The 26,054-nt window shown below is 69.1% G+C and carries 25 protein-coding genes and 1 tRNA gene; 11 read left to right on the top strand and 15 right to left on the bottom strand.

The window, feature by feature from the left end; genetic code table 11:
- Positions 1-31: 31 nt before the first annotated feature.
- Both FFS08_RS16395 and FFS08_RS23580 read right to left on the bottom strand, forming a co-directional pair.
- The gene (locus FFS08_RS16395; protein WP_137864211.1) at positions 32-1,543 is read right to left on the bottom strand and encodes a DEAD/DEAH box helicase; all 1,512 of its coding nucleotides are present in this window, start codon (positions 1,541-1,543) and stop codon (positions 32-34) included.
- Positions 1,544-1,810: 267 nt separating this feature from the next.
- Complete coding sequence (locus FFS08_RS23580) at positions 1,811-3,229, bottom strand: hypothetical protein (protein WP_171012648.1); 1,419 nt, start codon at positions 3,227-3,229, stop codon at positions 1,811-1,813.
- 212 nt (positions 3,230-3,441) lie between these two features.
- Between FFS08_RS23580 and FFS08_RS16405 the strand changes: the two genes are divergently transcribed.
- Entirely contained in the window at positions 3,442-3,876 is a 435-nt protein-coding gene (locus FFS08_RS16405; RefSeq protein ID WP_171012656.1) for a PilZ domain-containing protein, read from the top strand.
- On the opposite strand, the gene FFS08_RS16410 is transcribed toward FFS08_RS16405, so the two are convergent.
- The gene (locus tag FFS08_RS16410) at positions 3,851-5,470 is read right to left on the bottom strand and encodes a glycoside hydrolase family 43 protein (RefSeq protein ID WP_137864732.1); all 1,620 of its coding nucleotides are present in this window, start codon (positions 5,468-5,470) and stop codon (positions 3,851-3,853) included. The genes FFS08_RS16405 and FFS08_RS16410 overlap by 26 nt on opposite strands.
- The gene (locus FFS08_RS16415) at positions 5,467-6,717 is read right to left on the bottom strand and encodes an MFS transporter (protein ID WP_137864733.1); all 1,251 of its coding nucleotides are present in this window, start codon (positions 6,715-6,717) and stop codon (positions 5,467-5,469) included. The genes FFS08_RS16410 and FFS08_RS16415 overlap by 4 nt, the downstream gene beginning before the upstream one ends.
- Positions 6,718-7,123: 406 nt before the next feature.
- On the opposite strand from FFS08_RS16415, the gene ada reads away from it, so the two are divergent.
- Together ada and FFS08_RS16425 are read left to right on the top strand one after the other, a co-directional pair.
- Positions 7,124-8,164 (top strand): bifunctional DNA-binding transcriptional regulator/O6-methylguanine-DNA methyltransferase Ada, encoded by a 1,041-nt coding sequence (gene ada, locus FFS08_RS16420; protein ID WP_137864734.1) that lies wholly within the window; start codon positions 7,124-7,126, stop codon positions 8,162-8,164.
- The gene (locus FFS08_RS16425) at positions 8,161-8,628 is read left to right on the top strand and encodes a DUF1203 domain-containing protein (protein WP_137864735.1); all 468 of its coding nucleotides are present in this window, start codon (positions 8,161-8,163) and stop codon (positions 8,626-8,628) included. The genes ada and FFS08_RS16425 overlap by 4 nt, the downstream gene beginning before the upstream one ends.
- A 345-nt stretch (positions 8,629-8,973) precedes the next feature.
- On the opposite strand, the gene FFS08_RS16430 is transcribed toward FFS08_RS16425, so the two are convergent.
- The 3 genes from FFS08_RS16430 to FFS08_RS16440 all read right to left on the bottom strand — a co-directional run bounded on the left by FFS08_RS16430 (position 8,974) and on the right by FFS08_RS16440 (position 14,403).
- Entirely contained in the window at positions 8,974-10,518 is a 1,545-nt protein-coding gene (locus tag FFS08_RS16430; protein ID WP_137864736.1) for a S1C family serine protease, read from the bottom strand.
- 89 nt (positions 10,519-10,607) lie between these two features.
- Positions 10,608-12,143, bottom strand: a complete 1,536-nt coding sequence (locus tag FFS08_RS16435; RefSeq protein WP_137864737.1) for a hypothetical protein — start codon at positions 12,141-12,143, stop codon at positions 10,608-10,610.
- A gap of 91 nt (positions 12,144-12,234) precedes the next feature.
- Entirely contained in the window at positions 12,235-14,403 is a 2,169-nt protein-coding gene (locus tag FFS08_RS16440; protein WP_137864738.1) for a primosomal protein N', read from the bottom strand.
- Positions 14,404-14,477: 74 nt separating this feature from the next.
- On the opposite strand from FFS08_RS16440, the gene FFS08_RS16445 reads away from it, so the two are divergent.
- Positions 14,478-14,945, top strand: coding sequence for a hypothetical protein (locus FFS08_RS16445; protein WP_137864739.1), 468 nt, complete (start codon positions 14,478-14,480; stop codon positions 14,943-14,945).
- Complete coding sequence (locus FFS08_RS16450; RefSeq protein ID WP_137864740.1) at positions 14,942-15,346, top strand: ester cyclase; 405 nt, start codon at positions 14,942-14,944, stop codon at positions 15,344-15,346. Before FFS08_RS16445 ends, FFS08_RS16450 begins: the two co-directional genes overlap by 4 nt.
- Here FFS08_RS16450 and FFS08_RS16455 read toward each other — a convergent pair.
- A complete protein-coding gene (locus tag FFS08_RS16455) occupies positions 15,343-16,011 on the bottom strand; it encodes a DUF2490 domain-containing protein (protein WP_249341260.1) in 669 nt (222 codons plus the stop codon). The two genes, FFS08_RS16450 and FFS08_RS16455, sit on opposite strands and share 4 nt — an antisense overlap.
- A gap of 83 nt (positions 16,012-16,094) precedes the next feature.
- Between FFS08_RS16455 and FFS08_RS16460 the strand changes: the two genes are divergently transcribed.
- The 4 genes from FFS08_RS16460 (at position 16,095) to FFS08_RS16475 (ending at position 18,761) form a co-directional block, all read left to right on the top strand.
- On the top strand, positions 16,095-16,493 hold the full coding sequence (locus FFS08_RS16460; protein WP_249341261.1) for a hypothetical protein: 399 nt from the start codon (positions 16,095-16,097) through the stop codon (positions 16,491-16,493).
- 25 nt (positions 16,494-16,518) lie between these two features.
- Positions 16,519-17,172, top strand: a complete 654-nt coding sequence (gene fsa / locus FFS08_RS16465; RefSeq protein WP_137864741.1) for a fructose-6-phosphate aldolase — start codon at positions 16,519-16,521, stop codon at positions 17,170-17,172.
- 171 nt (positions 17,173-17,343) lie between these two features.
- Positions 17,344-18,237 carry a tyrosine recombinase XerC gene (locus FFS08_RS16470; protein ID WP_137864742.1) on the top strand — a complete coding sequence of 298 codons (894 nt, stop codon included), beginning with the start codon at positions 17,344-17,346 and terminating at the stop codon, positions 18,235-18,237.
- Between the two features lie 44 nt (positions 18,238-18,281).
- Positions 18,282-18,761, top strand: coding sequence for a GAF domain-containing protein (locus tag FFS08_RS16475; RefSeq protein WP_137864743.1), 480 nt, complete (start codon positions 18,282-18,284; stop codon positions 18,759-18,761).
- Here the strand turns inward: FFS08_RS16475 and FFS08_RS16480 are convergent.
- Genes FFS08_RS16480 through FFS08_RS16490 form a run of 3 tightly spaced genes read right to left on the bottom strand, consistent with a single transcriptional unit; the run spans position 18,739 to position 20,702 of the window.
- Positions 18,739-19,323 carry a DedA family protein gene (locus FFS08_RS16480; protein ID WP_137864744.1) on the bottom strand — a complete coding sequence of 195 codons (585 nt, stop codon included), beginning with the start codon at positions 19,321-19,323 and terminating at the stop codon, positions 18,739-18,741. The two genes, FFS08_RS16475 and FFS08_RS16480, sit on opposite strands and share 23 nt — an antisense overlap.
- Positions 19,324-19,333: 10 nt before the next feature.
- Positions 19,334-20,290: a glutathione synthase gene (gene gshB / locus FFS08_RS16485; RefSeq protein ID WP_137864745.1), complete on the bottom strand. Its 957-nt coding sequence runs from the start codon at positions 20,288-20,290 to the stop codon at positions 19,334-19,336.
- Between the two features lie 43 nt (positions 20,291-20,333).
- Positions 20,334-20,702, bottom strand: coding sequence for a YraN family protein (locus FFS08_RS16490; protein WP_137864746.1), 369 nt, complete (start codon positions 20,700-20,702; stop codon positions 20,334-20,336).
- A gap of 90 nt (positions 20,703-20,792) precedes the next feature.
- On the opposite strand from FFS08_RS16490, the gene FFS08_RS16495 reads away from it, so the two are divergent.
- Complete coding sequence (locus tag FFS08_RS16495) at positions 20,793-20,972, top strand: hypothetical protein (RefSeq protein WP_086130656.1); 180 nt, start codon at positions 20,793-20,795, stop codon at positions 20,970-20,972.
- Positions 20,973-21,102: 130 nt separating this feature from the next.
- Here the strand turns inward: FFS08_RS16495 and rsmI are convergent, their stop codons facing one another.
- The gene (rsmI, locus tag FFS08_RS16500; RefSeq protein ID WP_137864747.1) at positions 21,103-21,936 is read right to left on the bottom strand and encodes a 16S rRNA (cytidine(1402)-2'-O)-methyltransferase; all 834 of its coding nucleotides are present in this window, start codon (positions 21,934-21,936) and stop codon (positions 21,103-21,105) included.
- 12 nt (positions 21,937-21,948) lie between these two features.
- Between rsmI and FFS08_RS16505 the strand changes: the two genes are divergently transcribed.
- Positions 21,949-23,145, top strand: a complete 1,197-nt coding sequence (locus tag FFS08_RS16505) for a penicillin-binding protein activator (RefSeq protein ID WP_137864748.1) — start codon at positions 21,949-21,951, stop codon at positions 23,143-23,145.
- Positions 23,146-23,509: 364 nt separating this feature from the next.
- Here FFS08_RS16505 and hemW read toward each other — a convergent pair whose 3' ends face one another.
- From hemW to FFS08_RS16520, 3 genes are all read right to left on the bottom strand, one after another.
- Positions 23,510-24,640 (bottom strand): radical SAM family heme chaperone HemW, encoded by a 1,131-nt coding sequence (hemW, locus tag FFS08_RS16510; RefSeq protein ID WP_502702044.1) that lies wholly within the window; start codon positions 24,638-24,640, stop codon positions 23,510-23,512.
- A 362-nt stretch (positions 24,641-25,002) separates the two neighbouring features.
- Positions 25,003-25,076, bottom strand: a tRNA-Gly gene (locus FFS08_RS16515).
- A 50-nt stretch (positions 25,077-25,126) separates the two neighbouring features.
- Positions 25,127-25,909 carry an enoyl-CoA hydratase-related protein gene (locus FFS08_RS16520; RefSeq protein WP_137864750.1) on the bottom strand — a complete coding sequence of 261 codons (783 nt, stop codon included), beginning with the start codon at positions 25,907-25,909 and terminating at the stop codon, positions 25,127-25,129.
- Positions 25,910-26,054: the final 145 nt, after the last annotated feature.

The following is a 26,054-nucleotide window of genomic DNA, read 5'->3' on the forward strand; positions in this document are numbered from 1 at the left end:
ATCGGGCCGCCCCGCCGGGGCGGCCCATCGCTCAGCGTCCGCGATTGCCGCCCTGACGGCCGCCGCCCTGGCCACCCTGGCGCTGCCCACCGCCGCTGCCGGTCGGACGCGGCTGCCACTTGCGCTTGGGGCGGGCATAGTTGCGGGGTTGCTCGCCCTGCGGCGCGTCGAAGCGGCGCGGGCGCGGCTCGCCGGCGGCCGCACCGGCCGCCTCGGGACGCGGACCGCGCTCGTCATGGCGGCGCGGCTGATCGCCCCGCGCGCGATCGTCGCGCTGGCCGCCGGGGCGACCGCGCTGCGGCTGGCCCGGGCGGCGGCCGTCGCGCTGCATCTCGCGGCCGCGCTGGCCGTTCTGCTGGTCGCGGCTCTGCGGCACGTTGACGCGGCTCGACTTGATCTTCTCGGCGGCGGCCACGAAGCCATCGGGCAGCGGCGCCACGGCGAGCTTCTGGCGGATCAGCCGCTCGATGTCGCGCAGATAGGGGCGCTCGTCCTCGGCGCACAGGCTGATCGCGATGCCGTCATTGCCGGCGCGCGCGGTGCGGCCGATGCGGTGGACATATTGGTCCGCCACGTTCGGCAGCTCGAAGTTGAAGACGTGGCTGACGCCCGACACGTCGATGCCGCGCGCGGCGATGTCGGTGGCGACGAGGATCTTCACCTTGCCGGCGCGGAACTCGCCGAGCGCGCGTTCGCGCTGCGGCTGGCTCTTGTTGCCGTGGATCGCATTGGCCGCGATGCCGTTGCCCGCGAGCAGGCGGACGACCCGGTCGGCGCCGTGCTTGGTGCGGGTGAAGACCAGCGCGCGGTCGATCTCCATCTCGCGCAGCATCATGGTGAGCAGCGCCTGCTTCTCGGCCTGCTGGACGAAGGTGACGCGCTGCTCGACACGCTCCGCCGTGGTGGCCTCGGGCGTGACCTTCACTTCCACCGGTTCCTTGATGAACTGGCCCGCGAGCTCGCGGATCGTCTTGGGCATGGTCGCCGAGAAGAACAGCGACTGGCGCTTGGCCGGCAGCTCGCGGACGATGCGCTTGAGGGCGTGGATGAAGCCCAGGTCCATCATCTGGTCGGCTTCGTCGAGCACGAAGATCTCGAGGCCCATCAGGATCGCGTAGCACTGGTCCATCAGGTCGACGAGGCGGCCCGGCGTGGCGACGAGGATGTCGACGCCCTTGGCGAGGTCGGTCTTGTTCTTGTGGATCGACGTGCCGCCGAAGATGGTGGCGACGCTCAGGCGAGTGCCCTTTGAGTAATGGCGCGCCTGGTCGGCGATCTGGCTGGCCAGCTCGCGCGTCGGGGCGAGCACCAGCATGCGGCAGCCGCGCGGCTGGGCGCGCTTGCCCGATGCGACCAGCCGGTCGATCGAGGGGAGCATGAAGGCGGCGGTCTTGCCGGTGCCGGTCTGGGCGATGCCGAGCAGGTCGCGTCCTTCGAGGAGCGATGGGATCGCCTTGGCCTGGATCGGCGTCGCCTCGCTATAGCCCTTGGCGGCAAGCGCGGCGAGAACGGTCTCCGAGAGACCGAGTTGATTGAACTGCATTATAAATCCTGTGCATACGGCCGGCGCACGCCGGACGGAGCCCAGGTGCGAAGGCGGGGTCAAAAATGACGACCCGCGTGACTAGGGAAGCCGTGGAAAACAATCGAGGCGGAGCCTGGGCCCTTGGGGTAAACCCGCATGCCCGATCACGCTGCGTGACGCCTCGGATGGCGGCCATATGGCGATGAAAACGATTTTAGTCAAGGAAGCCGGCCGCCGGGGTCCCGGGCCGCGACGCCTGCGCGGCTGCTGCGCCGCTGCGCGCCCCTATGGCATCCCTGTATATTCGCGCGGTCGATGGCCGAGCCGCACCGCTTCGGTCTGGCCGTGGAGCATCGGGTCCTGGAAGGCGCAGCGATTGTCCCATTGGCCGAGGCAGAGCGCCGGCGTGGCGGCATCGAATATCGCGGCGATCAGCGCGTCGTCGAACGGCCGGTCCGGGAAGCGGGCGAAGCGCAGATTGATCATCCGCGCCAGCGCCAGCGGCGTGACCCAGGAGGTGTGGGCCACGGTGACGGGCATGAGCGCCGTGGAGAAATCGTCCGACTGGAGCAGCGGCGTCCGGTTGAACGGCCATGGCCGCGCGGACAGGACGCCGGTGTTGACGAAGATGTCGGCTTCCGCCCTGGCCGGCCAGCCCGGCAGCGCGGCGATGTCGCCGCGGCCGGCATCGTCGAGCCCGGAGGTCAGCGCCGTGAAATAGCCGACGCGGATCCGGTTGTAATGGGCGGCGACGCGCTGGTCGTAGGGCGCGTCGTGGAGCCCGTCATTCTCCGAGGCGGCCTGCACCGTCAGCACGCCCGGCGTGCCGAACAGCGCGGCATAGATGGGCGCATAGGCGGCGAGCTTGTCGCGCAGGACGTCCTCGCCCGGGAGCGGCTTCGCGCAAGCCGCCTGCCAGCCGTCGCGGACGGTCTGGAAAGTGTGGCCGGCGCTGTAGTTGACGAACCGGACATGGTTCGCGCGCATCAGTGCGACGATCGCGTCCGCTGCGCGTCCGGCCGCCTGCACCAGCTCGGCCTGCACCGCTGCCGCGCCCGAGGCGTCGCAATAGCGTGCGGGCGCGATGTCCTCGAGGTCGATCGAATCGAGCAGCACCAGCGGCTGCGCCGGGACGTTGTCGGCGAGCAGCGAGAAGACGGTGCTGCCATGCCCGACATTGTCGAAGGCGATGTCGGGATAGGCCTGTTTCGCCGCGTCGCCGATCGGCACGAGCCGCTGGCTCGGCACATGGGTGGGCCCCGAGAAGCGGTCGAGCGCGTTCCACAGCGCCGTCGGGATGCGCCAGCCGGTCGTGGCGGCATTCGCGCTGCCGCCCTCGCCCAGGCGGAAATAGCCCTTGATGTGCTTGCGAAAGCGGATCGCGCGGACGGGCAGACGCGGAAGATTGTCGATGATCAGCACCGCTTCGCCATTGCCCGGCGCCATCGCGAACTCGGCAGGGCTGTAGGCGCGATCGGTCCAGGCGCAGTTGGGGCCGGCGGGCCGGCAAGTGTCGGCGAGGATGGCGGCCGCCGCGTCGTTGATCGCCTGGTCGAGCGGATCGCCGGTCGGCGACGGGCTGGGCGTTGGGCTCGGGCTGGGCGTCGGTGTGGGGGCGGGCCCCGGCGGGGCGGTGCCTCCACCCCCGCCGCCGCTGCAGGCGGCGAGCAGCAGGGGCAGGAGCAGCGATGTGCGTCGTGACATGTTCCGTCCTCGTCCGGTGCGTGCGCAGGGAGGACGGAGCCCGGCGGCCGCGCCAATCGGGACTGCGACCGAGACGGAGTTTCATGCGACGAAAATGACGCGGCGCGGGCCTTGCCGTTGCGCAGGTGAAATTAACGCCGGTGAACGCTTCCGCAAAGCACTCGTTAACGCATCGCCCGCTAGGCTCGAGGCGCCAACCACGGAGCCCCAAATTGCTCGTCGCCAAGCTTGAGATCCTCGGAGACATCGACCGCCGCGGTGCGATCCGGTTCGACACGGATTCGCCCTCGACATTGCGCACGCCGGACGGCGGCCCGATCGACGTGCAGGTCGAGGATTTCTCGCGCACGGGCTTTCGCTTCTCCTCGGAGCTCGATCTGCCGGAAGGCACGCTCGTCTCGCTCGGCCTTTCGGGTGCCGGGTCGCGCGCCGCCAAGGTGGTGCGCCGCTCGGGCAATACCTATGGCTGCGCCTTCATGAAGGCGCTCACCGAGGAGGAGATCGCGCACGCCTTTCGCGGCCAGGAGCATGTGCTCGCCGATCTCTCGGCCGCGCTCGCCGCGCGTTTCGGCAGCGGCAAGGCGCATGCCAAGCCGACGATCCCGCCGCTCCGCCGGCTGATCAGGCGTCCGACCCGCGAGGACTGAAGTCCCGTTCGCGATAGGCGAACCAGTCGAAGTCCGCGTGGAGGCCCGCGCCGGACAGGTCCTGGCATGCCATCCCCACGAAAGCGCCGGTGAAGTTGGGCAGGCCGGGCGCGCTCGCTTCGTCGGACAGGATCGAGGCGTCGAACTGTTCGGCCAGCCAGTGCCAGGCGCCGGCAGGCGGGCGCCAGGCGAAGCGCAGCCGCTCGTAATCCACTTCGACCCGCAGCTCGATCGGCCCCTCCGGAAGCGGGACGGGCGCGGTGAACGCATCGGCCTGCGGCGAATCGGGCAGCGCCGACATTACGCGCAGATGGCGGCCGGATTCCTCGTCGTGGCTGACGTGGAGATAGTGGAACTTGGCGGCATTGTACCAGGCGACCAGCCCTGCGGCCTGCTGGAAATGGCGCGGCGCGAACTCGAGCAGGCACGAGGCCGAATAGCAGAATGCCTGTTGCCGCCGCGCGACCAGCGCCTGGGTGAACAGGCTGCCGATCGACTCGCGGCCATATAGCCGCAGATGGCCGGGGCGCGCGGCAAGGCTGAAGATCGCCTCCGGCTCGGGCGTGCGCAGCCACTGGAAGTCGATCGGCAATGCCGCCTCGTCGAAGTCGGCGTGGGCATCGGCCGGCGCGCGGCCGTCGGGGCCGGGCACTTCGAGCATCGGCATGCCGGGCTCGCCGATGGCGCGGAGCCAGCCGTCCGCGTCCCAGCGCATCGGCTGGATCGCGGTCTCGCGGCCCAGCACGCAGCGCCCGCGATTGGGAAGCGGGCGGCCGCAGAGATAGACCAGCCAGGGCTCGCCCGCCGGCGTCTCGACCAGATCGGCATGGCCGGCGCGCTGGAGCGGCGCGTCGGGGCGGGTGCGGCTGGAGAGGATGTGGATGTCGGGATGCAATTCATAAGGGCCGGTCAGGCTGCGCGAGCGGGCCATCGTCACTGCGTGGTTCCAGCCGGTGCCGCCTTCGGCGGTGAGCAGGTGATACCAGCCGTCGCGCCTGTAGAGATGCGGCGCCTCGGTGAGCCCCAGCGCGGTGCCGGGAAAGATGTTGACTCGCTCGCCGACCAGGCGCCGCGCCGCCGGCGAATATTCCTGCACCACGATTCCGGCGAAGCGGTTGCGGCCCGGCCGATGGTCCCAGAGCATGTTGAGCAGCCATTTCCGCCCGTCCTCGTCATGGAAGAGCGAGGGATCGAAGCCGCTGCTGTTCAGGTGGATCGGATCGGACCATTCGCCGTCGATCGTCTCGCAGGTGACGAGATAATTGTGAAAGTCGCGCAGGCTGGCGCCCGACGCGCCGCCCACCGTGGTGCGGCCATAGCGCTTCACATCGGTGTAGATCAGGTGGAAGCGCGCGCCGTCATGCGAAAGGCACGGCGCCCACACGCCGCAGCCGTCCGGATCGCCGCGCATGTCGAGCTGGCTTGCGCGAGTGAGCGGCCGGGCGATCAGCTTCCAGTTCGCCAGGTCGCGGCTGTGATGGATCTGCACGCCGGGGAACCACTCGAAAGTGGAGGTGGCGATGTAATAATCGTCGCCCACCCGGACGATCGACGGGTCGGGATTGAAGCCGGGAAGGATGGGATTGCGAATCATGCGGGTTTGCGCACCAGCGTCCAGAGCACGGCCGCCGCGACGAGATCGAGCAGTCCGAGCGCGATGAAGAAAGGCGTGTAGCCGATCGAGGCGACCAGGCTGCCCATCAGCAGCGAGAAGATCAGGATCGAGGCATTGGCGCAGGTGCCGGCCAGGCCGGCGACAGTGCCCAGCTCGTCGCGGCGGAACAGGTCGCTCGCCATGGTGATCACCGTGACCGACAGAGTCTGGTGCGCGAAGCCGCCGAGCGAAAGCAGGGCGACGGCCGCCCAGGCGCTCTCCACCGTGCCGACGAACAACATGCCCGTCATCAGCACCGCGCCCAGGGTGAAGGTCCAGCGGCGCGCATCGATCAGGTCGATGCCGCGGCGCTGGAGCCACAGCACCAGCGTCGGCCCGAACAGGCAGCCCAGATCGGCGGCGACGAAGGGCAGAAAGGCGGACACGGCGATCTCGGCCAGGTCGAAATGGCGGACCTTCACCAGATAGAGCGGCAGCCAGAAGGTCAGCGTGCCCCAGGTCGGATCGGCCAGGAAGCGCGGGATGGCGATGCCCCAGAAGTTGCGCTGGCGCAGGATCGACAGGATCGAGGGCCGTGCCCCCGCCGCCTGGATATGCTGCTCCTGCCCGGCCAGGATATGGGCGCGCTCTTCCTCGCCGATCTCGGGATGTTCGGCGGGCGGGCGATAGAAGCGCAGCCAGAGCAGCACCCAGAACAGGGCGAGGGCGCCGGCGATCACGAAGGCCGCGCGCCAGTTCCACATCCAGATCGACCAGGCGACGAGCGGCGCCGCCAGCGCCGATCCGGCCGAGGCACCCAGATTGTAGATGCCGCCCGCCAGCCCGCGTTCCCGGGCGGGAAACCATTCGGAGACGACCTTCAGTCCCCCGGTATGCGACGTCCCCTCGGCAAAGCCCAGCGCCCCGCGCAGGCCGAACAGCATCTGCCAGTTGAAGGCGAGCCCGTGCGCCATGGTCAGCAGGCCCCAGCAGCTGGCGAAGACGGCGAGGCCGGTCCGGAGCCCGATCGTGTCGAGGATATAGCCGACCACTGGCTGCAGCATCACGCCGGCCTGGAAGGCGGCGGTGATCCAGGAATATTGATGCTCGTCGATGCCCAGGTCGGGCATGAACACGGGGGCCGCGACGGCAAGCGTCGAGCGGGTGAGATAGTTCACCACCGTGCCGAGCATCACGATCGCGATGATCCACCAGCGCAGGGCGCGCGTGCGTCGCCAGAGGGACATTGCTCTCTCCCGAGCGGGCGTCGGGGTGCGCCCGTTAGCGCTAACGGTGGCGGGTTCGGGAGGATAGGGCAAGAGAATATTGTCTGAGTTATATCTCTTCGTGTGAGAGTGGCTTCCCTCATCCCCTCGAACTTGCCTGGCGCTCATCGTATCGGGACAACCGCCGCGCTCTCGTCCTCTCCGCGCCCCACCTCTCGTCATCCCCGCGCAGGCGGGAATCCAGAGTCACAGGCGATACGGCGGAGAAGCCCTGGGTCCCCGCCTGCGTGGGGATGACGGAAGAGGAATAGCTGCCGCAAGGGGACAAGCTCCGATCAGGACCAGGGTCGGCATGCCGTGGCAGGAGGATCGGTTTGGCCGCAATCGCCGGGATGTGAGCGGGAGGGGCGTGCCCTATATCACTTGCATGACCCACGCACTCTCCCTCTCCGAAGACGCGGCCTGGGCTGCCTTCGAAGCGCGCGACCGCGCCTTTGACGGGCGGCTGATCGTCGCGGTGACCACCACGCGCATCTATTGCAAGCCGACCTGCCCGGCGCGGCGGCCGAAGCGCGAGCATGTCGAGTTCTTCGACGATGCCGATGCGGCCCGCGCCGCCGGCTATCGCGCCTGCCTGCGCTGCAAGCCCGACGAAGTCGGCCGCGACCGGATCGCAGTGGCAAGGGCGGTGGCGCTGATCGAGGCGGCGGAGGAGAATGTCCCGCTCGACGGGATTGCCGCTGCGGTCGGCTATGCGCCGCACCATTTCCATCGGCTGTTCAAGCGCGCCACCGGCGTGACGCCTGCCGCCTATGCCCGAGGGCTCAAGGCGAAGCGCGCCGCCGAGGCACTGTCGGGCGAGGAGAGCGTTACCGGCGCGATCTACGAAGCCGGCTATTCCGCGCCCAGCCGCTTCTACGAGACCGCGAACGCCCGGCTCGGGATGAGCCCCAGCGTGTGGAAGCGTGGTGGCGCGGGCGTGACGATCCGCTGGACTCTTGCCGAGACCAGCCTCGGCCCGCTGCTGATCGCGGCGACCGACAAGGGATTGTGCCGCGTCGCCTTCGAGGAAAATGCCCTCGATCTCACCCGGCGTTTCCCGGCGGCGGAGATCGTCCAGGGCGGCGCGGCGCTGGCGGCGCTCGCCGCGCGGGTGGTCGCCGAAGTCGAGAGCCCGGGGCGCGACACCGACCTGCCGCTCGACGTGCAGGGCACTGCCTTTCAGGAAGCGGTCTGGCAGGCGCTGCGCGCGATTCCGCCGGGCGAGACGCGCAGCTATGCCCAGCTTGCCGCTGCCGCCGGCAGTCCCGGCGCGGTCCGCGCGGCGGGCACGGCCTGTGGCGCCAATCACGTGCCGGTGGTCATTCCCTGCCACCGCGCGCTCCGCTCCGACGGCAGCATGGGCGGCTATGCCTATGGCGTGGACCGCAAGAAGGCGCTGCTGAGGCGCGAAGGAGCCGACCAATGAGCTATGTGATCCAGGGCCTCGACCCCGCGCCGTTCCGCGCACTTTATGGCTTGTCGGATGCGGCGCTGGCGGCCCGGCACGCCGTCCGCAGGACCGTGGCGAAGAAGCCCGGCGCGCCCTGCCGCGTGACGCTGGCCGATGCCGAGCCCGGCGAGACGGTGCTGCTGCTCAATCACGAGCATCTGCCCGTCGCCTCGCCTTATCGCGGCACCCATGCCATCTTCGTGCGCGAGGGTGCCGAGGTGCCGGCGCGCTTCGAGAATGCCGTGCCGGAGCAATTGGCGATCCGCCTGCTCTCGGTCCGCGCCTTTGACGATGCCGGCATGATGACCAATGCCGATGTGGTGGAGGGCCGTGACCTCGAGCCGCTGATCGCGCGCTTCTTCAAGGATCCGGCGGTCGCGTATCTCCACGTCCACAATGCCAAACCCGGCTGTTTCGCAGCGCGGGTGGACCGGCTCTAGGCCTACGAGACTGGCGGTCCCCGGTGGCTCCCCGGCGAAGGCCGGGGCCCAGTATCGGGATGCTATCGAGATACGCGAACCCCTCGAACGATGTCGCAACCGGGCCCCGGCCTTCGCCGGGGAGCAAGAAGGGCTGTCCGGCTCTCATCGCACGCCCAAATGTCGATACGCCCTAGGTTGAGAACCCAAACAAGTATCTGATTTTCCGTCGTCATCCCCGCGCAGGCGGGGATGACGATTGAAGGAATATGAGTCCCCCAACCTAGGGCGGAGCCTCGTTCAGCGAAGCCCGTCCTCCCGTGTTGGCGGAGGCGATGAATGAAGTGCGGTCCGGCGCGGCCGGACCTATTTGGCCGCCGCCGCTGCCGGAGGCTCGCCGCCCGGCGCGCATCTATAGACCAGCTTCTCGTTGTAGACTGCCGGCAGCGCGCTGCGGATCGATTGCTGCTGCGTTGCCAGCTCGGCCCGCTTGGCCTGGTCGGACGAGCATTCCTTGAGCGGCACGCCCTTCCGCAGCGCCCGCGCCTGCTTCATCTGCTCGGAGGAGAGGAGGTAGCGCGTGTTGGTGTAGGTGCCCGTCGCGGGATCGAAATCGAGCACCGAGACATTGGCTTCCTGATCCGGCACCAGGATGCGCTGCCAGTGCGTGCCGGACTCGGCATATTGGGTGCGGCCGTTGATGCAGCCGTCCTCGCCTATGTCGAGGTCCACCCTGTCGGTCGGGGAGACGATTACGCGGCTGCGCTCGGGCACCAGGGTGCAGACCAGCTTGCCCTGGGCGGCGGTGTTCGTCGTGCCGCCGGCTGCCGCCGCGGCCGCCTTGGGCACCGGCAATACCTTGGTTTCGTCGAAGCCCGGCCGGCTCAGGAACAGCGCGGCCGCGCCCAGCATCAGCACGCCGCCGCCCGCCGCAACCCAGATCGCTTCGCGCCTGCGCTCGCGCGAGAGCAGCAGCCCCGCCCCGCCCACTGCCAGCGCGCCGAGCACGAGCAGCACCGCGGCGCCGGCCATATAGTTCTCGCGCGCGGTCTCGGCGCGGTTGCGCGCCTGGGTGATCGCGTCGTCGCGCTCGGCCTCGGCCCTCGCGGCATTGGCGCGCGATGCCTCGTCCGCCGCCAGGCGCGCCTTCTCGTCGGCGCTGCGCTCCTGCGCCATCTGCTCCTCGACGGAGGTGCAGGGAATGTCGACCGTGGCGAAGGATTGCTTCGCCTCGCCGAGAAAGGCGGCCAGCTCGCTGCCGGCGATGGCGAAGGCGAAAGTCGAATCGCCGTCGTCATTGTGCGTGATCGCCGAATTGACGCCGAGCACGCGGCCGCAGCGATCGAGCAGCGGCCCGCCCGAATTGCCGCGCGCGATGCTGGCGGTGTGGAGCAGCACGCTCACCCCGCTCAGCTGGCGCAGGCCGGCGAACCCGCCCTGCGAGCGCACCGGCGACTGGGGCTTGATGAAATCCGCCGCCGAGCGGGCGGTGGCGACGTCGACATTGCCTGGATAGCCGAGCGCGATGAGCGAATCGCCGTCGGAGATCTTGCCGCCGAACAGCGTGAGCGGCGGCAGGCGCACGCCGCTGAACTCGATCAGCGCCAGGTCGCGTGCCTGGTCGATCTTGATGACCTTGCCCTGATAGGATTTGTCGCCTTCGGAAGGGACGACGCCGATCACGACATTGTCGGGATAGCGCGAGGCGAGCTCGACGACATGGGCGTTGGTGATCACGCGGTTGGGGCCCACGGCGAAGCCGCTGCCATGGCCGAAGCCGACCACTTCGTCATCGACCACCGCGATGGTCACGATGCGCACCACGCCGCGCGCGGAAGCGGAGATGTCGTCGGCATGCGCCGGGGCTGCCCATGCGAAGAGCAGCGCCACCACGATAAGCAACCGACGCATCATCGAACCCCGAACCTCCGTTAGGCCGGCAGCTTTCGGGCAAAAGCCCCGGCGGTTCAAGCCGGGGGCTGTAGCAGCGGCGGCGGGGCTCAGCTCTTTTTCTTCTTCTCCACGTCCTCCGCCGCCTTCCTCGCCTTGGCTTCGGCTTCGTTCAGCAAGGCGAGCGCAGCCTCGGGCCCCTTCTCATCGAGCGCGGTGAGCACCTTCAGCGCGACATTGTCGGCAGGCGCATGCGGGCTGTAGGCGACGGGTTCGAAGGCGACGCGCGCGGCCTTGGCGTCGTTCGTCTCGAGCAGCACCTTGCCCGCCATGACGCGCAGATCGGTATCGAACGGCGCCAGCACATAGGCGCCGAGCAGCCCGTTCCTGGCATTGACGGTGGGTGCCTGCTTCGCCGCCGCGAAGCTCTCGTAGAACAGGATCAGCGGCTGGGGATATTCGGTATCGAGCTTGTTCGCTTTCAGGAAATAGCCGCGAATCGCCTTCCAGCGCTCGGGATTGGTGTCGCCGGCCGCCTTCGCGACTGCCATCTGCGCCATGCCCTTGTACAGCAGCGCGTGGATCGAGTTGGGATCGGCGGCCAGCGCGCGGTCCGCGGCCGCTTCGGCGGCGGCATAGTTCTTGGCGTCGAATTCGGCCTCGGCGAGCTCGTTCTGCGCCGCGGCGTCCGTGGGATAGGGCGCGGCCAGCCGGCGCGCGAGCTCGGCGACTTCGGGCGCGGCCTTCGCGTCGACGCCATTGCTCGAGCGTGTCCGCGCCGGCAGCGTGGCGACCTCGCCGGCGCTGAGCTTGCGCAGCGTGACCTTGCCCACCGCGACCTGCTCCCTGGAAAGGCGCAGCAACGGCAGCGTCGTGCCCGAGATGTAGCGGTTGAGCTTGTGGTCGAGGTCGTTCGGATTCCCGAAGGCGCGGCCTGCCTCGGCAGCCTTGCCCGCGTTGCTCAGCGTTATGTATTCGGCCAGCTCCTTGCCGTGCCCGCCGAGCAGCGCATAATGCGTCAGCAGCCAGCCGCGGCCGTAGAGAATATGCGTCTGCAATTCGTCGAGCTTGCCCGGATTGAGCATCAGCAGCTGGCTTGCCGGGATCTGGTTGATCTGGCTGATCCCGTATTTGCGATATTCCGGCGGCGCGCCGAAGGTGAGCGTGCCGTCCGTCCGATAGGTGGCGGTGCCGACGAACTCGGCGAACCCCTCGACGAACCATTTGGCGAACACCGCGCTCGGCCAGCTCGAGAACATGAAGCTATGGGCATATTCGTGCTGCAGGATCGCCCGCGCGCTGAGTTCGCCGGCGGTCTTGCGGGGGGCGAACGCCATCGGACCGGAGGCGCGTGGCTGGAAATAGCCGGCGATCGACTGGTCGCCGGAGAGCTTCCGGATCGCCGCGACGTCGTCGAGCATGAACACGGTGACGCGCAGGTTGGGGCTGATCGGCTTGTCCGGCGTGCCGGTGATCGTCCGCAGCGCTTGGTCGAAGCGCTCGAGCGCTTCGGTCGCCGCGGTGACCTGTTCGGGCGAACCTTCCGAATAGACGATGAAATGCTTGGAGCTGCCTTCGTACCAGTCGGCGGCGTGCGCGAACGACGGCAGCAGCAGCGAAGTAGCGAGCAAAAGATGACGACGCATGAGTCTTCTCCCCCGATCGGCCGAGTTTATGGTTCGTAGCGGAGTCGTCAATCTGTGGTGTGGCCGGGTCCGCGGTCGTGTTCGCCTCGGATCAGACGAAGCTATGGGGATCCACGTCCACCGCCACCCGCACCTTGGGGCTCCAGGCCAGGCCGCCCAGCCAGTCGCGCAGCACCTGCTGCACGTCGAAGCTGCGCCGGGCATGGACGAGCAGCCGGTAGCGGTGGCGCCCGCGCAGCATCGCCAGCGGGGCGGGGGCCGGGCCATAGACGTGCATGTCCTCGCCGATCTCGGGCGCGGTGCGGCCGATCATCCGTGCGGTTTCCTCGGCGGCGGCGCGGTCCTCGCTCGAGACGATGATCGCGGCATAGCGGCCATAGGGCGGCGCATCGGCGTCGCGCCGCGCCTCGGCCTCGGCGGCGTAGAAGCTCTCCGCATCGCCCGAGACGAGCGCCCGCATCACCGGCGCGTCGGGCGCATGGGTCTGGATATAGACGGTGCCGGGCTTCTCGCCCCGGCCGGCGCGGCCCGCCACCTGCATGATCTGCTGGAAGGTGCGCTCGCTGGCGCGCAGGTCGCCGCCGTCGAGGCCCAGGTCCGCATCGACCACCCCGACCAGCGTCAGGTTGGGGAAGTGATAGCCCTTGGTCACCAGCTGCGTGCCCACCACGATGTCGATCGCGCCATGCTCCATCCGCGCGACGAACTCGGCCGCCTTGGCGGGTGACCAGAGCGTGTCCGACGTGACGATGGCGGTGCGCGCCTCGGGCCACAGCGCCGCCACTTCGTCGGCGATGCGCTCGACTCCGGGGCCGCAGGCGACGAGCGTGTCCTCGCTCTTGCACTCGGGGCACAGGCTCGGCGCGGGGATGGTGTGCCCGCAATGATGGCAGGAAAGGCGCCGCAGCAGCCGGTGCTCGACCATCCAGGCCGTGCAGTTCGGACATTGGAAACGATGCCCGCAATGCCGGCAGAGCGTGAGCGGGGCATAGCCGCGCCGGTTGAGGAACAGCAGCGACTGCTCGCCCCTGGCCAGGGTCTCGTCGATCGCCTTGACGAGCGGCGGCGCCAGCCAGCGGCCGCGCTCGGGCGGGGCCTGGATCAGGTCGATGGGTATGATCTCGGGCATCTCCGCCAGCCCGTAGCGGCCGGGGAGCTTGAGTTCCGCATAGCGGCCCAGCTCGACCTGGTGGCGCGTCTCGATCGCCGGGGTGGCGGAGGCGAGGATCACCGGGCATTCCTCGAATCGCCCGCGCATCACGGCCACGTCGCGGGCATGATAATGGACGCCGTCCTCCTGCTTGAAGCTGGTCTCGTGCGCTTCGTCGACCACGATCAGGCCCAGCTTCGGATAGGGCAGGAACAGCGCCGAGCGGGCACCCACCGTCACCATCGCCTCGCCGCCGGCGATCGCCCGCCAGGCGCGGCGGCGCTGCGAAGTCCTGAGCCCCGAATGCCAGGCGACTGGATCGCAGCCGAAGCGCTTCTCGAAGCGCGTGAGGAAGGGTTCGGTCAGCGCGATCTCGGGCAGCAGTACCAAGGTCTGCCTGCCCGCCGTCAGTGCCGCGGCGATGGCTTCGAAATAGACTTCGGTCTTGCCCGATCCCGTCACCCCGTCGAGCAGGAAGGGCTGGAATGCTCCGGCGTCCACTGCCCGGCGCAGGGCCGCGGCGGCATCCGCCTGTTCGGGATTGAGCCGGGGCGGAGCGAAATCGGGGTCGGGCAGCGGATAAGGGGTGTCGGTGTCGACCACCACCGCCTCGATCGCGCCGGTCTTGACCAGCCCCCGGATCACCGCGTCGGACACATCGGCGGCCAGTGCCAGCTCGCGGACCAACCCCTGGCGCTCGCCGATCCGCTCCAGGGCCTGGGCGCGCTGTGGAGTCAGCCGGCCCGGCACCACGCCGGTCGCGCGATATTCGGTGATCGTCGGCGCGCTCTCGAACGCCGCGGAGGTGCGCAGTGCCATTGCCAGCACGGCGGAGGGCGGGCTCAGATAATAGTCCGCGGTCCATTCGACGAGCCGGCGGACCGATGCGGGGATCGGCGGCGCGTCGGCGACGGCCATGATGTTGCGCAGCCGGTTGTCGCCGATCTCCTCGGTCGGCAGCCGCTCGGCCTCCCAGACCACGCCGGCATATTGGCGCGGGCCGATCGGCACGACGACGATCGAGCCCGGCGCGACCTGCATGCCGGCGGGCACGCGATAGTCGAGCGGGCCGAGCGCGGGATGGAGGACGAGGACGCGGGCGCGGGACATGAGGCGTCCTCATATGGGCTTTTGCGCGGGAAACGGAATCCCCGTATCGGGTTGGGGCTTCAAGGAGATCGAAGATGCTGCTCGCCACCGTCCTGCTGCTCGCCCAGGCCGTTCCCGCCGCCCCGGCCGCGCAGACCACCCAGTGCAAGGCGACCGACGCCAGCCTTCCCGTCTCGCTGCTCGGCTGGGCGAAGCCCGGCGATGAATTCATGCCGGGCAAGGCAGTGGCGCTCGACACGAGCGACGGCGCGGCGCTCAAGGGGCTGCCCGCCGGCAGCAAGCCCGGCAAGGCGGCGACGATCGGCTTCAGGATCGAAACCGCGGGGGTCTACGGCATCGCGCTCGATCAGGGCGGCTGGATCGACGTGCTTCCCGGGATCGAAGGCGGCGCGGCGCTCGCCTCGGTCAGGCACGGCCACGGCCCCGAATGCTCGACGATCCGCAAGATCGTCCGCTTCGAGCTCCGGCCCGGCATCTACCGGCTCTACGTCTCGGGGCTGTCGGCGCCGAAAGTGAAGGCGATGCTGGTGGCCGGCGAATGAGCGCGGCGAACAAGGCGGCTGTCCGCGCCTATGTCGATGCGTTCAATGCGCACGATGTCGCCCGGCTGAACCGGCTCTTCGCGCCCGAAGCGAGAATCTGGGGCGTGCTGGGCGCCGGACCGCTCGACATGGCGATGGGGATCTGGCGCGAACTGCACGAAGGGATGGAGATGCGGCTCGAGATACTCGACCTGGTCGCCGAGGGAGATACGGTGGCGGCCCGTCTACGCGAGACCGGCCGTTTCGCCGGCCCCTTTCGCGGCATGGGCGGGCTGGAGCCGACCGGCCGGCCCTATGAGGTAGCCGCGATGGAATGGTTCCGGCTCGAGGACGGGAAGATCACCGAGCGCTGGGGCGCCCGCGATTCCGCCGCGATCGTCCGGCAGGTGAGCCAGGACTAAGGCCGCAGCGTCAGCCCGATCGTCATCGCATGGTCCATCTGATCGCGCGCGCCGGCGCGGCCGAAGCGATATTGGTTGAGATAGCCGATCTCGACGCGCAGCCGGCGGCCCACCGGCGCCCCCAGCCCGACATTGGCCCGCACCCGCTCGATCCCGCCGCGCTGGCCCCAGCCGGTGGTGTTGAGATTGAGGAAGGTCTCGTGCGTGGCGAACAGGCCGAGCCCGGTCCGGCCCAGCGGCGCGTTGAAGCGCAGCTGGCCGCGCACGCGGTGGCCGATCTCCGGCCCCGAACTGTTGAAGCGCTGCTCCAGCCGGATCCGCGTGGCGAAGCCGGCGCCCAGCGGCACGATCACGTGCTGGCGCAGCCGCTCCTCGTTCGGCAGCGTCCGGTCGCCGACGAAATCCTCGACGTGCCGATAGCCGATGGCGAGCTCGACCTTGCCGAGCTTCCAGGCGAACAGCCCGCCGATCTCGGTATGCGCCAGCCCCCGGGCGCGGTCGCCGAAACGGGCGATGCTTTCCACCGTCGCCTCTTCATGCTCGCTCACGCGGACGACGCCGCTCGCCTGCAGCCAGAGCTGGTCGTCGGTCCGCTGCGCGAACGCCGGCGCGGCGGCGAGGAACAGGGGCAGGACGATGCACGAGCGCATCGCGTCTAAACGCATCGTCTTCATTCCGGTGCAAGCTCTTCTTGCCGGCTCCGGAACATCCATGGAACATCGCTGCCATCCAAAGGGGGAGAAGAGTGATGATTCTCATGACGGCGCTGGCTCTGGGCATGGCGGCGCAGGGCCGCTGCACGGCGCTCGACACGCGGCTTCCGCGTCCGCTCGCCGGCTGGACGCGCGAGGGGCGCGGGCTCGATACCGGCCATGCGGCGATGCTGCCGGTGCGCGGCGGCAGCGTCGAGGCGCAGATCGCCATCCGCAAGGCCGGCACGGTCGGCATCGCAATCGATCGCGCCGGCTGGATCGACGCCTTCGCTGCCGGCAGCCCGCGCGCGCTGCGCATGGCGTCGGAGCGCCGGGGCCCGCGCTGCTCGACGATCCACAAGATCCTCTATTACCGGATGCGCCCGGGCACCTATCGCGTCACGGTGAATCGGCTTAAGGGCGGCCGTGCAAAGCTGATGCTCACGCACGACTGACAGCAAATGTCATAAGGGATTCCCGATGAAGTTCTTCGCCGACACCGCCGATACCGCCGACATTCGCGACCTGGCCGCCACCGGCCTGCTCGACGGCGTCACCACCAATCCCTCGCTGATCCACAAGGCGGGCCGCGATTTCCTCGAAGTGGTCCGGGAGATCTGCGAGATCGTCGAGGGGCCGGTCTCGGCCGAAGTGGTCGCGCTCGATTTCGAGGGCATGATGCGTGAGGCGGAGATCGTCCGGAAGATCGCCGACAATGTCGCGGTCAAGGTGCCGCTGACGATCGACGGCCTCAAGGCGTGCAAGGCGCTCACCGACGACGGCACCATGGTCAACGTGACTCTGTGCTTCTCGGCCAACCAGGCGCTGCTCGCGGCCAAGGCCGGCGCGACCTTCATCTCGCCGTTCGTCGGCCGGCACGACGATATCGGCTATCCGGGCATGGACCTGATCGCCGACATCCGCACGATCTACGACAATTACGCCTTCGACACCGAGATCCTGGTCGCCAGCGTGCGCAACCCGATCCATGTGCTCGAGGCCGCCAAGATCGGCGCCGACGTGATGACTGCGCCGCCCTCGGTGATCCGCCAGCTGGTCAAGCACCCGCTCACCGACAACGGCATCGCCGCGTTCATGGCCGACTGGGCCAAGACCGGGCAGAAGATCGGGTGATTTCCCAATTCCTCCCCCGGCTTGCCGGGGGAGGGGGACCGCTCGCATGGCGCGTGGTGGAGGGGCGGCCGCGGCACGCGGCGGAGATCCGCCGCGCCCCTCCACCACCGACCTGTGGCCGGCGACCTCCCTCCCCGCGACAAGCTCGGGGAGGAGCTATACTATCTCCCCATGACCGAACCCGCCCTCCCGCTTCTCTATGCGCAGCATCTCGCGCGTGACCGGCGGCGGTCCGCGCACACCGTGCGGGCCTATGGCGCCACCGCCGAGCGGCTGGTCGCCTTCCTCCAGCGGCATTGGGGCGGTCCCGTCACGCGCGACGCGCTCGGCCGCGCCAGCGCCGCGGACCTGCGCGCCTATCTCGCCCATCGCCGCGGCGAGGGCCTGTCCAACGCCTCCGCCGCGCGCGAGCTCTCGGCGGTGCGCGGCTTCCTGAAGTTCGCCGGCGGCGAGGATGCGGAGCTTCCCCGGCTCAGGGGGCCGCGCGTCAAGAAGGGCGTGCCCCGCCCGATTGCCCCGCACGAGGCAGTCGCGCTCGCCGAGACGGTTTCCGAGGAAGCACGCGAGCCCTGGATCGGGCTGCGCGACTGGGCGGTGCTGCTGCTGCTCTACGGCGCCGGGTTGCGCATCGGCGAGGCAGTAGGGCTGACCGGCGGCGTCCTGCCGCTGGGCCAGACGATGAGCGTCACCGGCAAGCGCGACAAGACCCGCATCGTTCCCCTGCTGCCCCAGGTCCGCGAGGCGATCGAGGCCTATGCCCGTGCCTGCCCCTATGGCATCGCGCGCGATGCCCCGCTGTTCCGCGGCGCGAAGGGGGGCCCGATGCCGGCGGGAGTGATCCGCAAGTCGGTCCGTTCCGCCCGCGCCGCGCTCGGCCTGTCGGACCGGACGACGCCGCATGCGCTGCGGCACAGCTTCGCCACGCACCTGCTGGGCCGGGGCGCGGACCTGCGCGCGCTGCAGGAGCTGCTCGGCCACGCCAGCCTCAGCTCGACTCAAGTCTATACCGCGGTCGACGCCGCGCACCTGCTGGACGTATATCGCAACGCGCATCCGCGCGCCTGATCCCGATTAGTTACACCGGGGCAGCCGTCCGCTAGAGCGGGGCCATGCACGATCCCTATCTCGCCGACGTCGCCGACATCCAGCGCATTCCCGAAGTAGAGACTATCCTCGCCGAATTGTGCGAGCGGACCGGCATGGGCTTCGCCGCGGTGGCGCGCGTCACCGCGGATCGCTGGGTCGCCTGCCAGGTGCTCGACAAGATCGAGTTCGGGCTGGACGCCGGCGACGAGCTGGCGATCAAGACAACGATCTGCGACGAGATCCGCGCGAGCGGCCAGGGCATCTATATCAACGACGTCGAGGCCGATCCCGCCTGGCGCACGCATCACACGCCCGCGCTCTATGGCATCAAGAGCTACATCTCCTGGCCGATCGTGCGCGGCGACGGCAGCTTCTTCGGCACGTTGTGCGCGGTCGATCCGCAGTCGCGCCTGGGCCTGGCGGCGCTGGCGCCGCAGATGGAGGCCTATGCGCAGCGGATCGCGACCGAGCTCGATCGCGTCAGTCCCGCGGCTTCCAGGTGAGGATCCGCCAGACATAGAGCAGCGCGATCCCGGCGACGATGGCGATGATCGCGGGCCCCACCCAATGTTCGATATCCTCGATCGTGGCGCCCAGCGCATAGCCCACGCCCACCAGGATGACGTTCCAGATCGCGCTGCCCGCGGCGGTGTAGCCGACGAAGCGCCAGAAGGGCATGTGCATCAGCCCGGCGGGGATCGAGATGATCGTGCGGCCCACCGGCATGAAGCGGAAGATCAGCACGGTCGGCCCGCCCCATTTGTCGAAATAGGTCTTGAGCTTCTCGATCTCGTGCCAGTCGAGCGTCAGCCAGCGGCCCCAGCGATCGATCAGCGGCCGCAGGCGCTTATAGCCCAGCCGCCGGCCGATCTCCCACCAGAAGAGATTGCCCAGCACGGTGCCCGCGGTGCCGGCGAGCAGCACGAGCGCCAGGTTCATCTCGCCGCGCGCCACGGCGATGCCCGCGACGCTCATGATCGCTTCCGACGGCACCGGCGGAATCACATTCTCGAGCACCATCAGCCAGAAGATGCCCCAATAGCCCCAGGAAGCCGCGTCCCACATAGCGCCTCGATCAGTTCCGCTCGGCGACGCGGCGCTCGATCGCCTGCCAGATCAGCGCGGCGGTGTCGGTGCCGTTGAACCGGTCGATCGCGACGATGCCGGTGGGGGACGTGACGTTGATCTCGGTCAGCCACTCGCCGCCGATCACGTCGATGCCGACGAACAGCAGCCCGCGCTGCTTCAGCTCCGGGCCCAGCACCGCGCAGATTTCCTGCTCGCGCGCCGTCAGTTCGGTCTTGGCCGCGCTGCCGCCCACTGCCAGGTTCGAGCGGATCTCGCCTTCGCCCGGAATGCGGTTGATCGCGCCGGCCACTTCGCCGTCGACCAGCACGATGCGCTTGTCGCCCGCCGCCACCGAGGGGAGGAAGGCCTGCACCATGTGCGGCTCGCGCCAGGCGGTGTTGAACACTTCGATCAGCGAGGACAGGTTGGCGCCGTCGCGGCCCACCTTGAAGATCGCCTTGCCGCCATTGCCGTGGAGCGGCTTGATGACGATCTCGCCATGCTCGGCGAGGAAGGCGCGCGCCTCGTCCAGGCTGCGGGTGACGAGCGTCGGCGGCATGAACTGCGGATAGTCGAGGACGAACACCTTCTCCGGCGCGTTGCGCACGCTGGCCGGATCGTTGACCACCAGCGTTCGGTCGGCGATCCGCTCGAGCAGGTGCGTCGCGGTGATATAGCCCAGGTCGAAGGGCGGGTCCTGGCGCATCAGCACGACATCGGCGTCCGCGCCCAGGTCGAGCGACACCGGCGCCTCGAAGCGGAAATGGTCGCCCGCCACGCGCTGCACAGTCACCGGATGCGCCCGGGTCCAGACCCGGCCGGCGGAATAGTTGAGGTCCTCGGCGCCGTAATGGAACAGCCGGTGGCCGCGCGCCTGGGCCGAGAGCATCAGCGCGAAGGTCGAGTCTCCAGCGATGTTGATCGCATCGAGCGGGTCCATCTGCACGGCGACAATGAGCGACATTCGGCCTCCTTCGGGAACGCCTTAGGTGACTTATTCGAATAAGTCACCCCATCCAGGCGTTCTCGATATGGCGAGGTGGCGTGCCCGGGGCAATGAGGATCACGTCGACGCGGATATCGTCGCCCGGGCCGGCATAGCGCGGCATCAGCACCTCGGCCGCGGCGGCGACGCGGGCGAGGCGGCGCTCGTCGATCGCGAAATCGAGATCGGCTGCGGTGGCGCGGGTCTTGACCTCGACAAAGGCGATCAGGCTGCCGCGACGCACAACCAGATCGACTTCGCCGGCCGGGGTGCGGACCCGGCGATCGAGGATTTTCCAGCCTTTCAGCCACAGCCACCAGGCGGCACGGCGCTCGCCTTCGCGGCCACGCGTTTCCGCAGCGCGGCGATCCGTTGGTCTTTTGCCCCTCACGACTCGCACCTGTGGATAACTTTGGTTACCATCGCCAGACCGAGTCGCACCGAACCGGGTTTATCGGTGCTTTCGGGGGGTCGCATTCTGATGGAATCCAACGAACGCTATTATCGGCGTCGCGCCGCTCAGGAACTTGCTGCCGCGAAGCGGGCGATGACAGAGGCCGCCGCGCTGCGCCGTCGCCAGCTTGCGGAGACCTATCTCAAGCGCCTTGCCGAGCTTACCGGCGCGGACGAGATGCGGGTGCTCGAACAGGAATACGCCTGAGGGAGCCTTTGCCCTATTTCGTCATCCCCGCGAAGGCGGGGATCCAGAGTCCGGGACGATGCGCGAGGTAGCCCTGGATCCCCGCCTTCGCGGGGATGACGGGTTTGGGGCGTTTTCTATCCGTGCCGGGCTACCCCTTCATTTCCATCGCCCGCGCATAGAGCGTCTTGCGGTCGAGCCCGAGCTTCTTCGCCACTTCGCCCGCCGCCTTGCTGGCCGGCAGGCGAGTCAGCGCCTCGGCGAGCGCGGCATCGGCATCGTCGGCACTGGCCGGAGCCGGGGCGCCGGGCGGCGCCACGACCACCACGATCTCGCCCTTCGGCGGCGCCTCGGCATAGCGCGCGGCCAGCTGGGTGAGCGAGCCGGTCACGCATTCCTCGAACTTCTTGCTGATCTCGCGCGCCACTGCCGCCTCGCGGTCGCCCAGCCCTTCGGCCAGCGCCGCGAGGCAGGCCGAGAGCCGCGGCCCCGATTCGTAGAGGACGAGCGTGGCGCGCACGCCGGCGATCTCGGCGATCGCTTCGGCCCGGGCCTGTTGCTTGGGCGGCAGGAAGCCGAGGAACAGGAAGCGGTCGGTCGGCAGCCCGGCCAGCGTCAGCGCCGCGATCGCCGCGCAGGGGCCTGGAATCGTCGTCACCGGATGGCCGGCGGCACGCGCGTCGCGCACCAGCTTGAAACCGGGATCGGAGATCAGCGGGGTGCCCGCGTCGGAGACCAGCGCGATGGCCTCGGTCGCCATGCGCGCGACCAGGCCGGGGCGGACGGCATCGGCATTATGGTCGTGATAGGGGATCATCTTCCCCTTCGCGCCCAGGTGCCGGAAGAGGCCGGCCGTCACACGGCTGTCTTCTACGGCAACCAGATCGGCGCCCAGGAGTATTTCGGAGGCGCGCGGCGACAAGTCACCGAGATTGCCGATCGGGGTGGCGACGATATAGAGGCCGGGCGTAAGAACAGCGTGCATCGGGGAGAGTAAATGGCAGACCCAACCGTGAATCCGCAACGGGGCATCCTCCGCTGGGCCGCTTTGGGCCTCGCCGCCCTTCTCGCCGCCTGCGCCAGCGGGCCGCGGGTGATCCCCGAGACGCGCCCCGCGCCGACGGTGGAGGCGCCGCGCGAGCGGCCCTCGACTCGCCCGATATCGCCGGGCCTGCCGCAGGACGTGGAGCGCCACCGCGTCGCGCTGCTGGTGCCGATGACCGGGCCGAACGCCGGCGTCGGCAAGTCGCTCGCCAATGCGACGCAGCTGGCGATTCTCGACACCAAGTCGGACGTGCTGCGCATCACCACCTACGACACTGCCGGCGGAGCCGCCAACGCCGCGCGCCAGGCGATCGCCGATGGCAACAAGCTGATCCTAGGCCCGCTGCTCGCCGAGGAGGCGCGCGAAGTGGCGCCGATCGCGCGGGCGGCGCGCGTGCCGGTGCTCAGCTTCTCGAACGACACTGCGGTGGCCGGCAACGGCACCTATCTGCTCGGCTATTCGCCGGCCCAGTCGATCGAGCGCGTGGTCGATTATGCCCGGGCGCAGGGCGTCACCAATTTCGTCGGGCTGATGACGTCGGGCGTCTATGGCGAGCGCGCCTCGACCAGCTTCCTGCGCGCCGTGGAGGACCAGGGCGGCAAGGTGCTGGCGATGGAGACCTATGATGGTCGCCCCGGCTCGATGACCAGCGCGATCACCAAGCTGTCGCGTACGCCCTATCAGGCGATCCTGATCGCCGGCTCGGGCGCGAGCGGCGTCACGGCGGCGCCGATCATCCGCAAGTCGGCGGGGGGCAAGGCGTCGCGCATCCTCGGCACCGAGCTGTGGAACACCGATTCGGCGATCGGTTCGAACGCCGTGCTGAACGGCGCCTGGTTCGCCAGCGTGCCCGACAATTACTATCGGACCTATGCGACCAAGTATCGCACGCGCTTCGGCGCGGCGCCCTATCGCCTGTCGACGCTGGGCTATGACGCGGTGCTGCTCACCGTGCGCATCGCCCGCGAATGGCGGCCGGGCGACATCTTCCCCGAGCGCCGCCTGGTCGCGCCCGACGGGTTCGGCGGCCTGGACGGCGCCTTCCGCTTCGGCCGCGACGGCATCGCCGAGCGCGCGCTCGAAGTGCAGGAAGTGAAGGGGGGGACGACGGTGACGATCTCGCCCGCGCCGACGGGGTTCGGAGGCTAGGTCGAGGATTCATTAGGTCGAGGATTTATTCAGCCAATCCCGTCATCCCCGCGCAGGCGGGGATCCAGAATCACGGGCGATACGGTAGAGAAACCCTGGATCCCCGCCTGCGCGGGGATGACGAAACAAGGTTACTTGTCTCGGGGGGGATAAGCGCCCGATGACCGTCATCCCCGCGCATTCGCCGGGATGGTGGCACGTTGCAGTGCAGGTTTTCGGTTGCTCCATGCCGGCGTGTGCAACCCGGCGCGCTTCGCCCTGTCGATCCTATCCGCCACCAGCGCTGGTGCGGGCGGGGAAAACGGAGCCCCCTAATCCAAACTTCCCGAACTTCCGCGCGGTGGGCCGAGCCCGAATCATGCGTTCAGGCGATCACCAGCTCGCGCAGGATCGCCTCGAGCACCGGCATGCCGGCATCGGTGACGCGGAGGCGGCTGCCCTCGCGTTCCACCAGCCCCTGCGCCGCCATCCCCGTCAGCGCGCCCGGGTCGATCGGCGCATCGGGAATGCGGGCAAGGTCGATGCCCTCGGCAAGGCGCAGGCCCATCAACAGTGCCTCGACGCCGCGGTCGCGCGTCTCGAGCCGATCCTCGCGCTCGATGCCGTGGCCGTTGCGTTCGATCGCGGCGAGCCAGTTCTCGGGCTTCTTGCGGCGAAGCGTGGCCACGCCGTTCCGGCGGCCATGCGCGCCCGGGCCGACGCCGGCATAGTCGCCATAGCGCCAATAAGTGAGGTTGTGGCGGCTCTCCGCCCCCGGCCGGGCATGGTTGGAGACCTCATAGGCCGGCAGCCCGGCTGCCGCCGTGATTGCCCGCGTCACCTCGAACAGATCGGCGGCTTCGTCCGGGTCGAAGGCCTTGAGTTCGCCCTTCTCGAACAGCGTGGCGAAGCGCGTGCCGGGCTCGATGGTGAGCTGGTAGAGCGAGAGATGCTCGGTGCCGAAGGAAAGGGCGCGGCGCAGCTCGGCTTCCCAGCCCGCCGGCGTCTGGCCGGGCCGGGCATAGATCAGGTCGAAGCTGACGCGCTCAAAGGCCAGCTGGGCAGTCTCCAATGCCGCCAGCCCTTCGTCCACGCCGTGCGCCCGGCCGAGGAAGCGCAGATCGGCATCGTCGAGCGCCTGCAACCCGAGTGAGACCCGGTTCACGCCGGCAGCAGCGATGTCGGCGAAGCGCGCGGCCTCCACGGAGGAGGGATTGGCCTCCAGCGTGATCTCGATGCCGGGTTCGAAGCCCCAATGCGCTTCGGCCGCCGCGATCACTGCGGCCACCGTCTCGGGCGGCATCAGCGAGGGCGTGCCGCCGCCGAAGAAGATCGAGCCGAGCCGGCGTCCGGGCAGTGCTTCCGCTTCATGCGCCAGATCGGCGAGCATCGCCACTCGCCAGGCGGCCTGGTCGACACTCTCGCGGACATGGCTGTTGAAGTCGCAATAGGGGCATTTCGACACGCAGAACGGCCAGTGCACATAGAGTGCGAGCGGAGGAGTGTCGGTGGGCATCGTCATGGAAAGGCTGGAGCGAGTAACGGGAATCGAACCCCCAGCATAGCCCGGCAGGGCGGAGCGTCCCAGGGGACGCGGGTTCGCCGGACGGGGGAAGCTGGAGCGGGTAACGGGAATCGAACCCCCAGCATAGCCCGGCAGGGCGGAGCGTCCCAGGGGACGCGGGTTCGCCGGACGGGGGAAGCTGGAGCGAGTAACGGGAATCGAACCCCCAGCATAGCCCGGCAGGGCGGAGCGTCCCAGGGGACGCGGGTTCGCCGGGCGGGGGAAGTTGGAGCGGGTAACGGGAATCGAACCCCCAGCATAGCCCGGCAGGGCGGAGCGTCCCAGGGGACGCGGGTTCGCCGGGCGGGGGAAGTTGGAGCGGGTAACGGGAATCGAACCCGTGTATTCAGCTTGGAAGGCTGCTGCACTACCATTGTGCTATACCCGCTAGCCGAGCGCCGACTGCCACAGCCGCCCCCGGCCGGTCAACCTCGCGCGCTACTTCCCGGTGAAGTTCGGCTTGCGCTTCTGGAGGAAGGCCAGCCCGCCCTCCATCGAATCGGCAGTGCCGCGCGCGCTGCGCTGATGATTCGCTTCCATCGCCAGCGTTTCCTCCAGCGTCGATTCGAGGGCCTGGGCGATCCCCCGGCGGATCATGCCGAGCGCCACGGTGGGGCCGGCGGCGAGGCGGGCGGCGAGCGCCAGTGCCTCATGCTCGAGCTGCTCGTCCGAGACGACGCTGTGCACCAGCCCCCAGTCGCGCGCCTTCGTCGCGGGCAGCTTCTCGCCCAGCAGCATCATCTCCGCCGCGCGCGAACGGCCGACGAGGCGCGGCAGCAGCCAGGTCGCCCCGCCATCGGGCACCAGCCCGATATTGACGAAGGCCTGGAGGAAATAGCCGGTGTCGCTCGCCACGCAGAAATCGGCGGCGAGCGCCAGGCTGCAGCCGATGCCCGCGGCGGGGCCGCGCACTGCGCTCACCACCGGCACGCCCAGGCGCGTGACGGCGAGGATCGTCGGATTATAGTGATCGGTCAGCGCGGCATGGGTCGCCGTGCCGGGATCGGCCGAGGCGAGCGCGCCGCTCGCCACATCGGCGCCCGAGCAGAAGGCGCGGCCGGCACCCTGGAGCAGCACCGCGCGGGCGCCGTCCAGCTTCGCCAGCGCGTCGCGGATCTCGTCGAACATCGCGGGCGGCGCCGCGTTGAGGCGATCGGGCCGGTTGAGCGTGACCACCAGCACGTCGCCGGCACGTTCGGTCAGGATCGTCTCGTAGGCCATCTTCCACTCCCGTTTCGCTTCGCAACCGATAGCGGCGAAGCGGAGCGGGCGGAAGGGTGGGAGCTGTTATTGCCTGCATTCCTCTCCCTCCGGGGGAGGATCTATTGACTGTCGATACGTCCTAGGTTGAGAACCCAAACAAGTA

The sequence above is a fragment of the Sphingomonas sp. 1F27F7B genome (assembly GCF_005503355.1).
Lineage (GTDB): Bacteria > Pseudomonadota > Alphaproteobacteria > Sphingomonadales > Sphingomonadaceae > Sphingomonas.

Excerpts from the sequence above, each read along its gene's own strand:
- FFS08_RS16395 (WP_137864211.1), bottom strand. The coding sequence starts at position 1,543 with ATGCAGTTCAATCAACTCGGTCTCTCGGAGACCGTTCTCGCCGCGCTT.
- FFS08_RS23580 (WP_171012648.1), bottom strand. The coding sequence starts at position 3,229 with ATGTCACGACGCACATCGCTGCTCCTGCCCCTGCTGCTCGCCGCCTGC.
- FFS08_RS16410 (WP_137864732.1), bottom strand. The coding sequence starts at position 5,470 with ATGATTCGCAATCCCATCCTTCCCGGCTTCAATCCCGACCCGTCGATC.
- FFS08_RS16415 (WP_137864733.1), bottom strand. The coding sequence starts at position 6,717 with ATGTCCCTCTGGCGACGCACGCGCGCCCTGCGCTGGTGGATCATCGCG.
- ada (WP_137864734.1), top strand. The coding sequence starts at position 7,124 with ATGACCCACGCACTCTCCCTCTCCGAAGACGCGGCCTGGGCTGCCTTC.
- FFS08_RS16425 (WP_137864735.1), top strand. The coding sequence starts at position 8,161 with ATGAGCTATGTGATCCAGGGCCTCGACCCCGCGCCGTTCCGCGCACTT.
- FFS08_RS16430 (WP_137864736.1), bottom strand. The coding sequence starts at position 10,518 with ATGCGTCGGTTGCTTATCGTGGTGGCGCTGCTCTTCGCATGGGCAGCC.
- FFS08_RS16435 (WP_137864737.1), bottom strand. The coding sequence starts at position 12,143 with ATGCGTCGTCATCTTTTGCTCGCTACTTCGCTGCTGCTGCCGTCGTTC.
- FFS08_RS16440 (WP_137864738.1), bottom strand. The coding sequence starts at position 14,403 with ATGTCCCGCGCCCGCGTCCTCGTCCTCCATCCCGCGCTCGGCCCGCTC.
- FFS08_RS16445 (WP_137864739.1), top strand. The coding sequence starts at position 14,478 with ATGCTGCTCGCCACCGTCCTGCTGCTCGCCCAGGCCGTTCCCGCCGCC.
- FFS08_RS16450 (WP_137864740.1), top strand. The coding sequence starts at position 14,942 with ATGAGCGCGGCGAACAAGGCGGCTGTCCGCGCCTATGTCGATGCGTTC.
- FFS08_RS16455 (WP_249341260.1), bottom strand. The coding sequence starts at position 16,011 with ATGCGTTTAGACGCGATGCGCTCGTGCATCGTCCTGCCCCTGTTCCTC.
- FFS08_RS16460 (WP_249341261.1), top strand. The coding sequence starts at position 16,095 with ATGATTCTCATGACGGCGCTGGCTCTGGGCATGGCGGCGCAGGGCCGC.
- fsa (WP_137864741.1), top strand. The coding sequence starts at position 16,519 with ATGAAGTTCTTCGCCGACACCGCCGATACCGCCGACATTCGCGACCTG.
- FFS08_RS16470 (WP_137864742.1), top strand. The coding sequence starts at position 17,344 with ATGACCGAACCCGCCCTCCCGCTTCTCTATGCGCAGCATCTCGCGCGT.
- FFS08_RS16475 (WP_137864743.1), top strand. The coding sequence starts at position 18,282 with ATGCACGATCCCTATCTCGCCGACGTCGCCGACATCCAGCGCATTCCC.
- FFS08_RS16480 (WP_137864744.1), bottom strand. The coding sequence starts at position 19,323 with ATGTGGGACGCGGCTTCCTGGGGCTATTGGGGCATCTTCTGGCTGATG.
- gshB (WP_137864745.1), bottom strand. The coding sequence starts at position 20,290 with ATGTCGCTCATTGTCGCCGTGCAGATGGACCCGCTCGATGCGATCAAC.
- FFS08_RS16495 (WP_086130656.1), top strand. The coding sequence starts at position 20,793 with ATGGAATCCAACGAACGCTATTATCGGCGTCGCGCCGCTCAGGAACTT.
- rsmI (WP_137864747.1), bottom strand. The coding sequence starts at position 21,936 with ATGCACGCTGTTCTTACGCCCGGCCTCTATATCGTCGCCACCCCGATC.
- FFS08_RS16505 (WP_137864748.1), top strand. The coding sequence starts at position 21,949 with ATGGCAGACCCAACCGTGAATCCGCAACGGGGCATCCTCCGCTGGGCC.
- hemW (WP_502702044.1), bottom strand. The coding sequence starts at position 24,640 with ATGCCCACCGACACTCCTCCGCTCGCACTCTATGTGCACTGGCCGTTC.
- FFS08_RS16520 (WP_137864750.1), bottom strand. The coding sequence starts at position 25,909 with ATGGCCTACGAGACGATCCTGACCGAACGTGCCGGCGACGTGCTGGTG.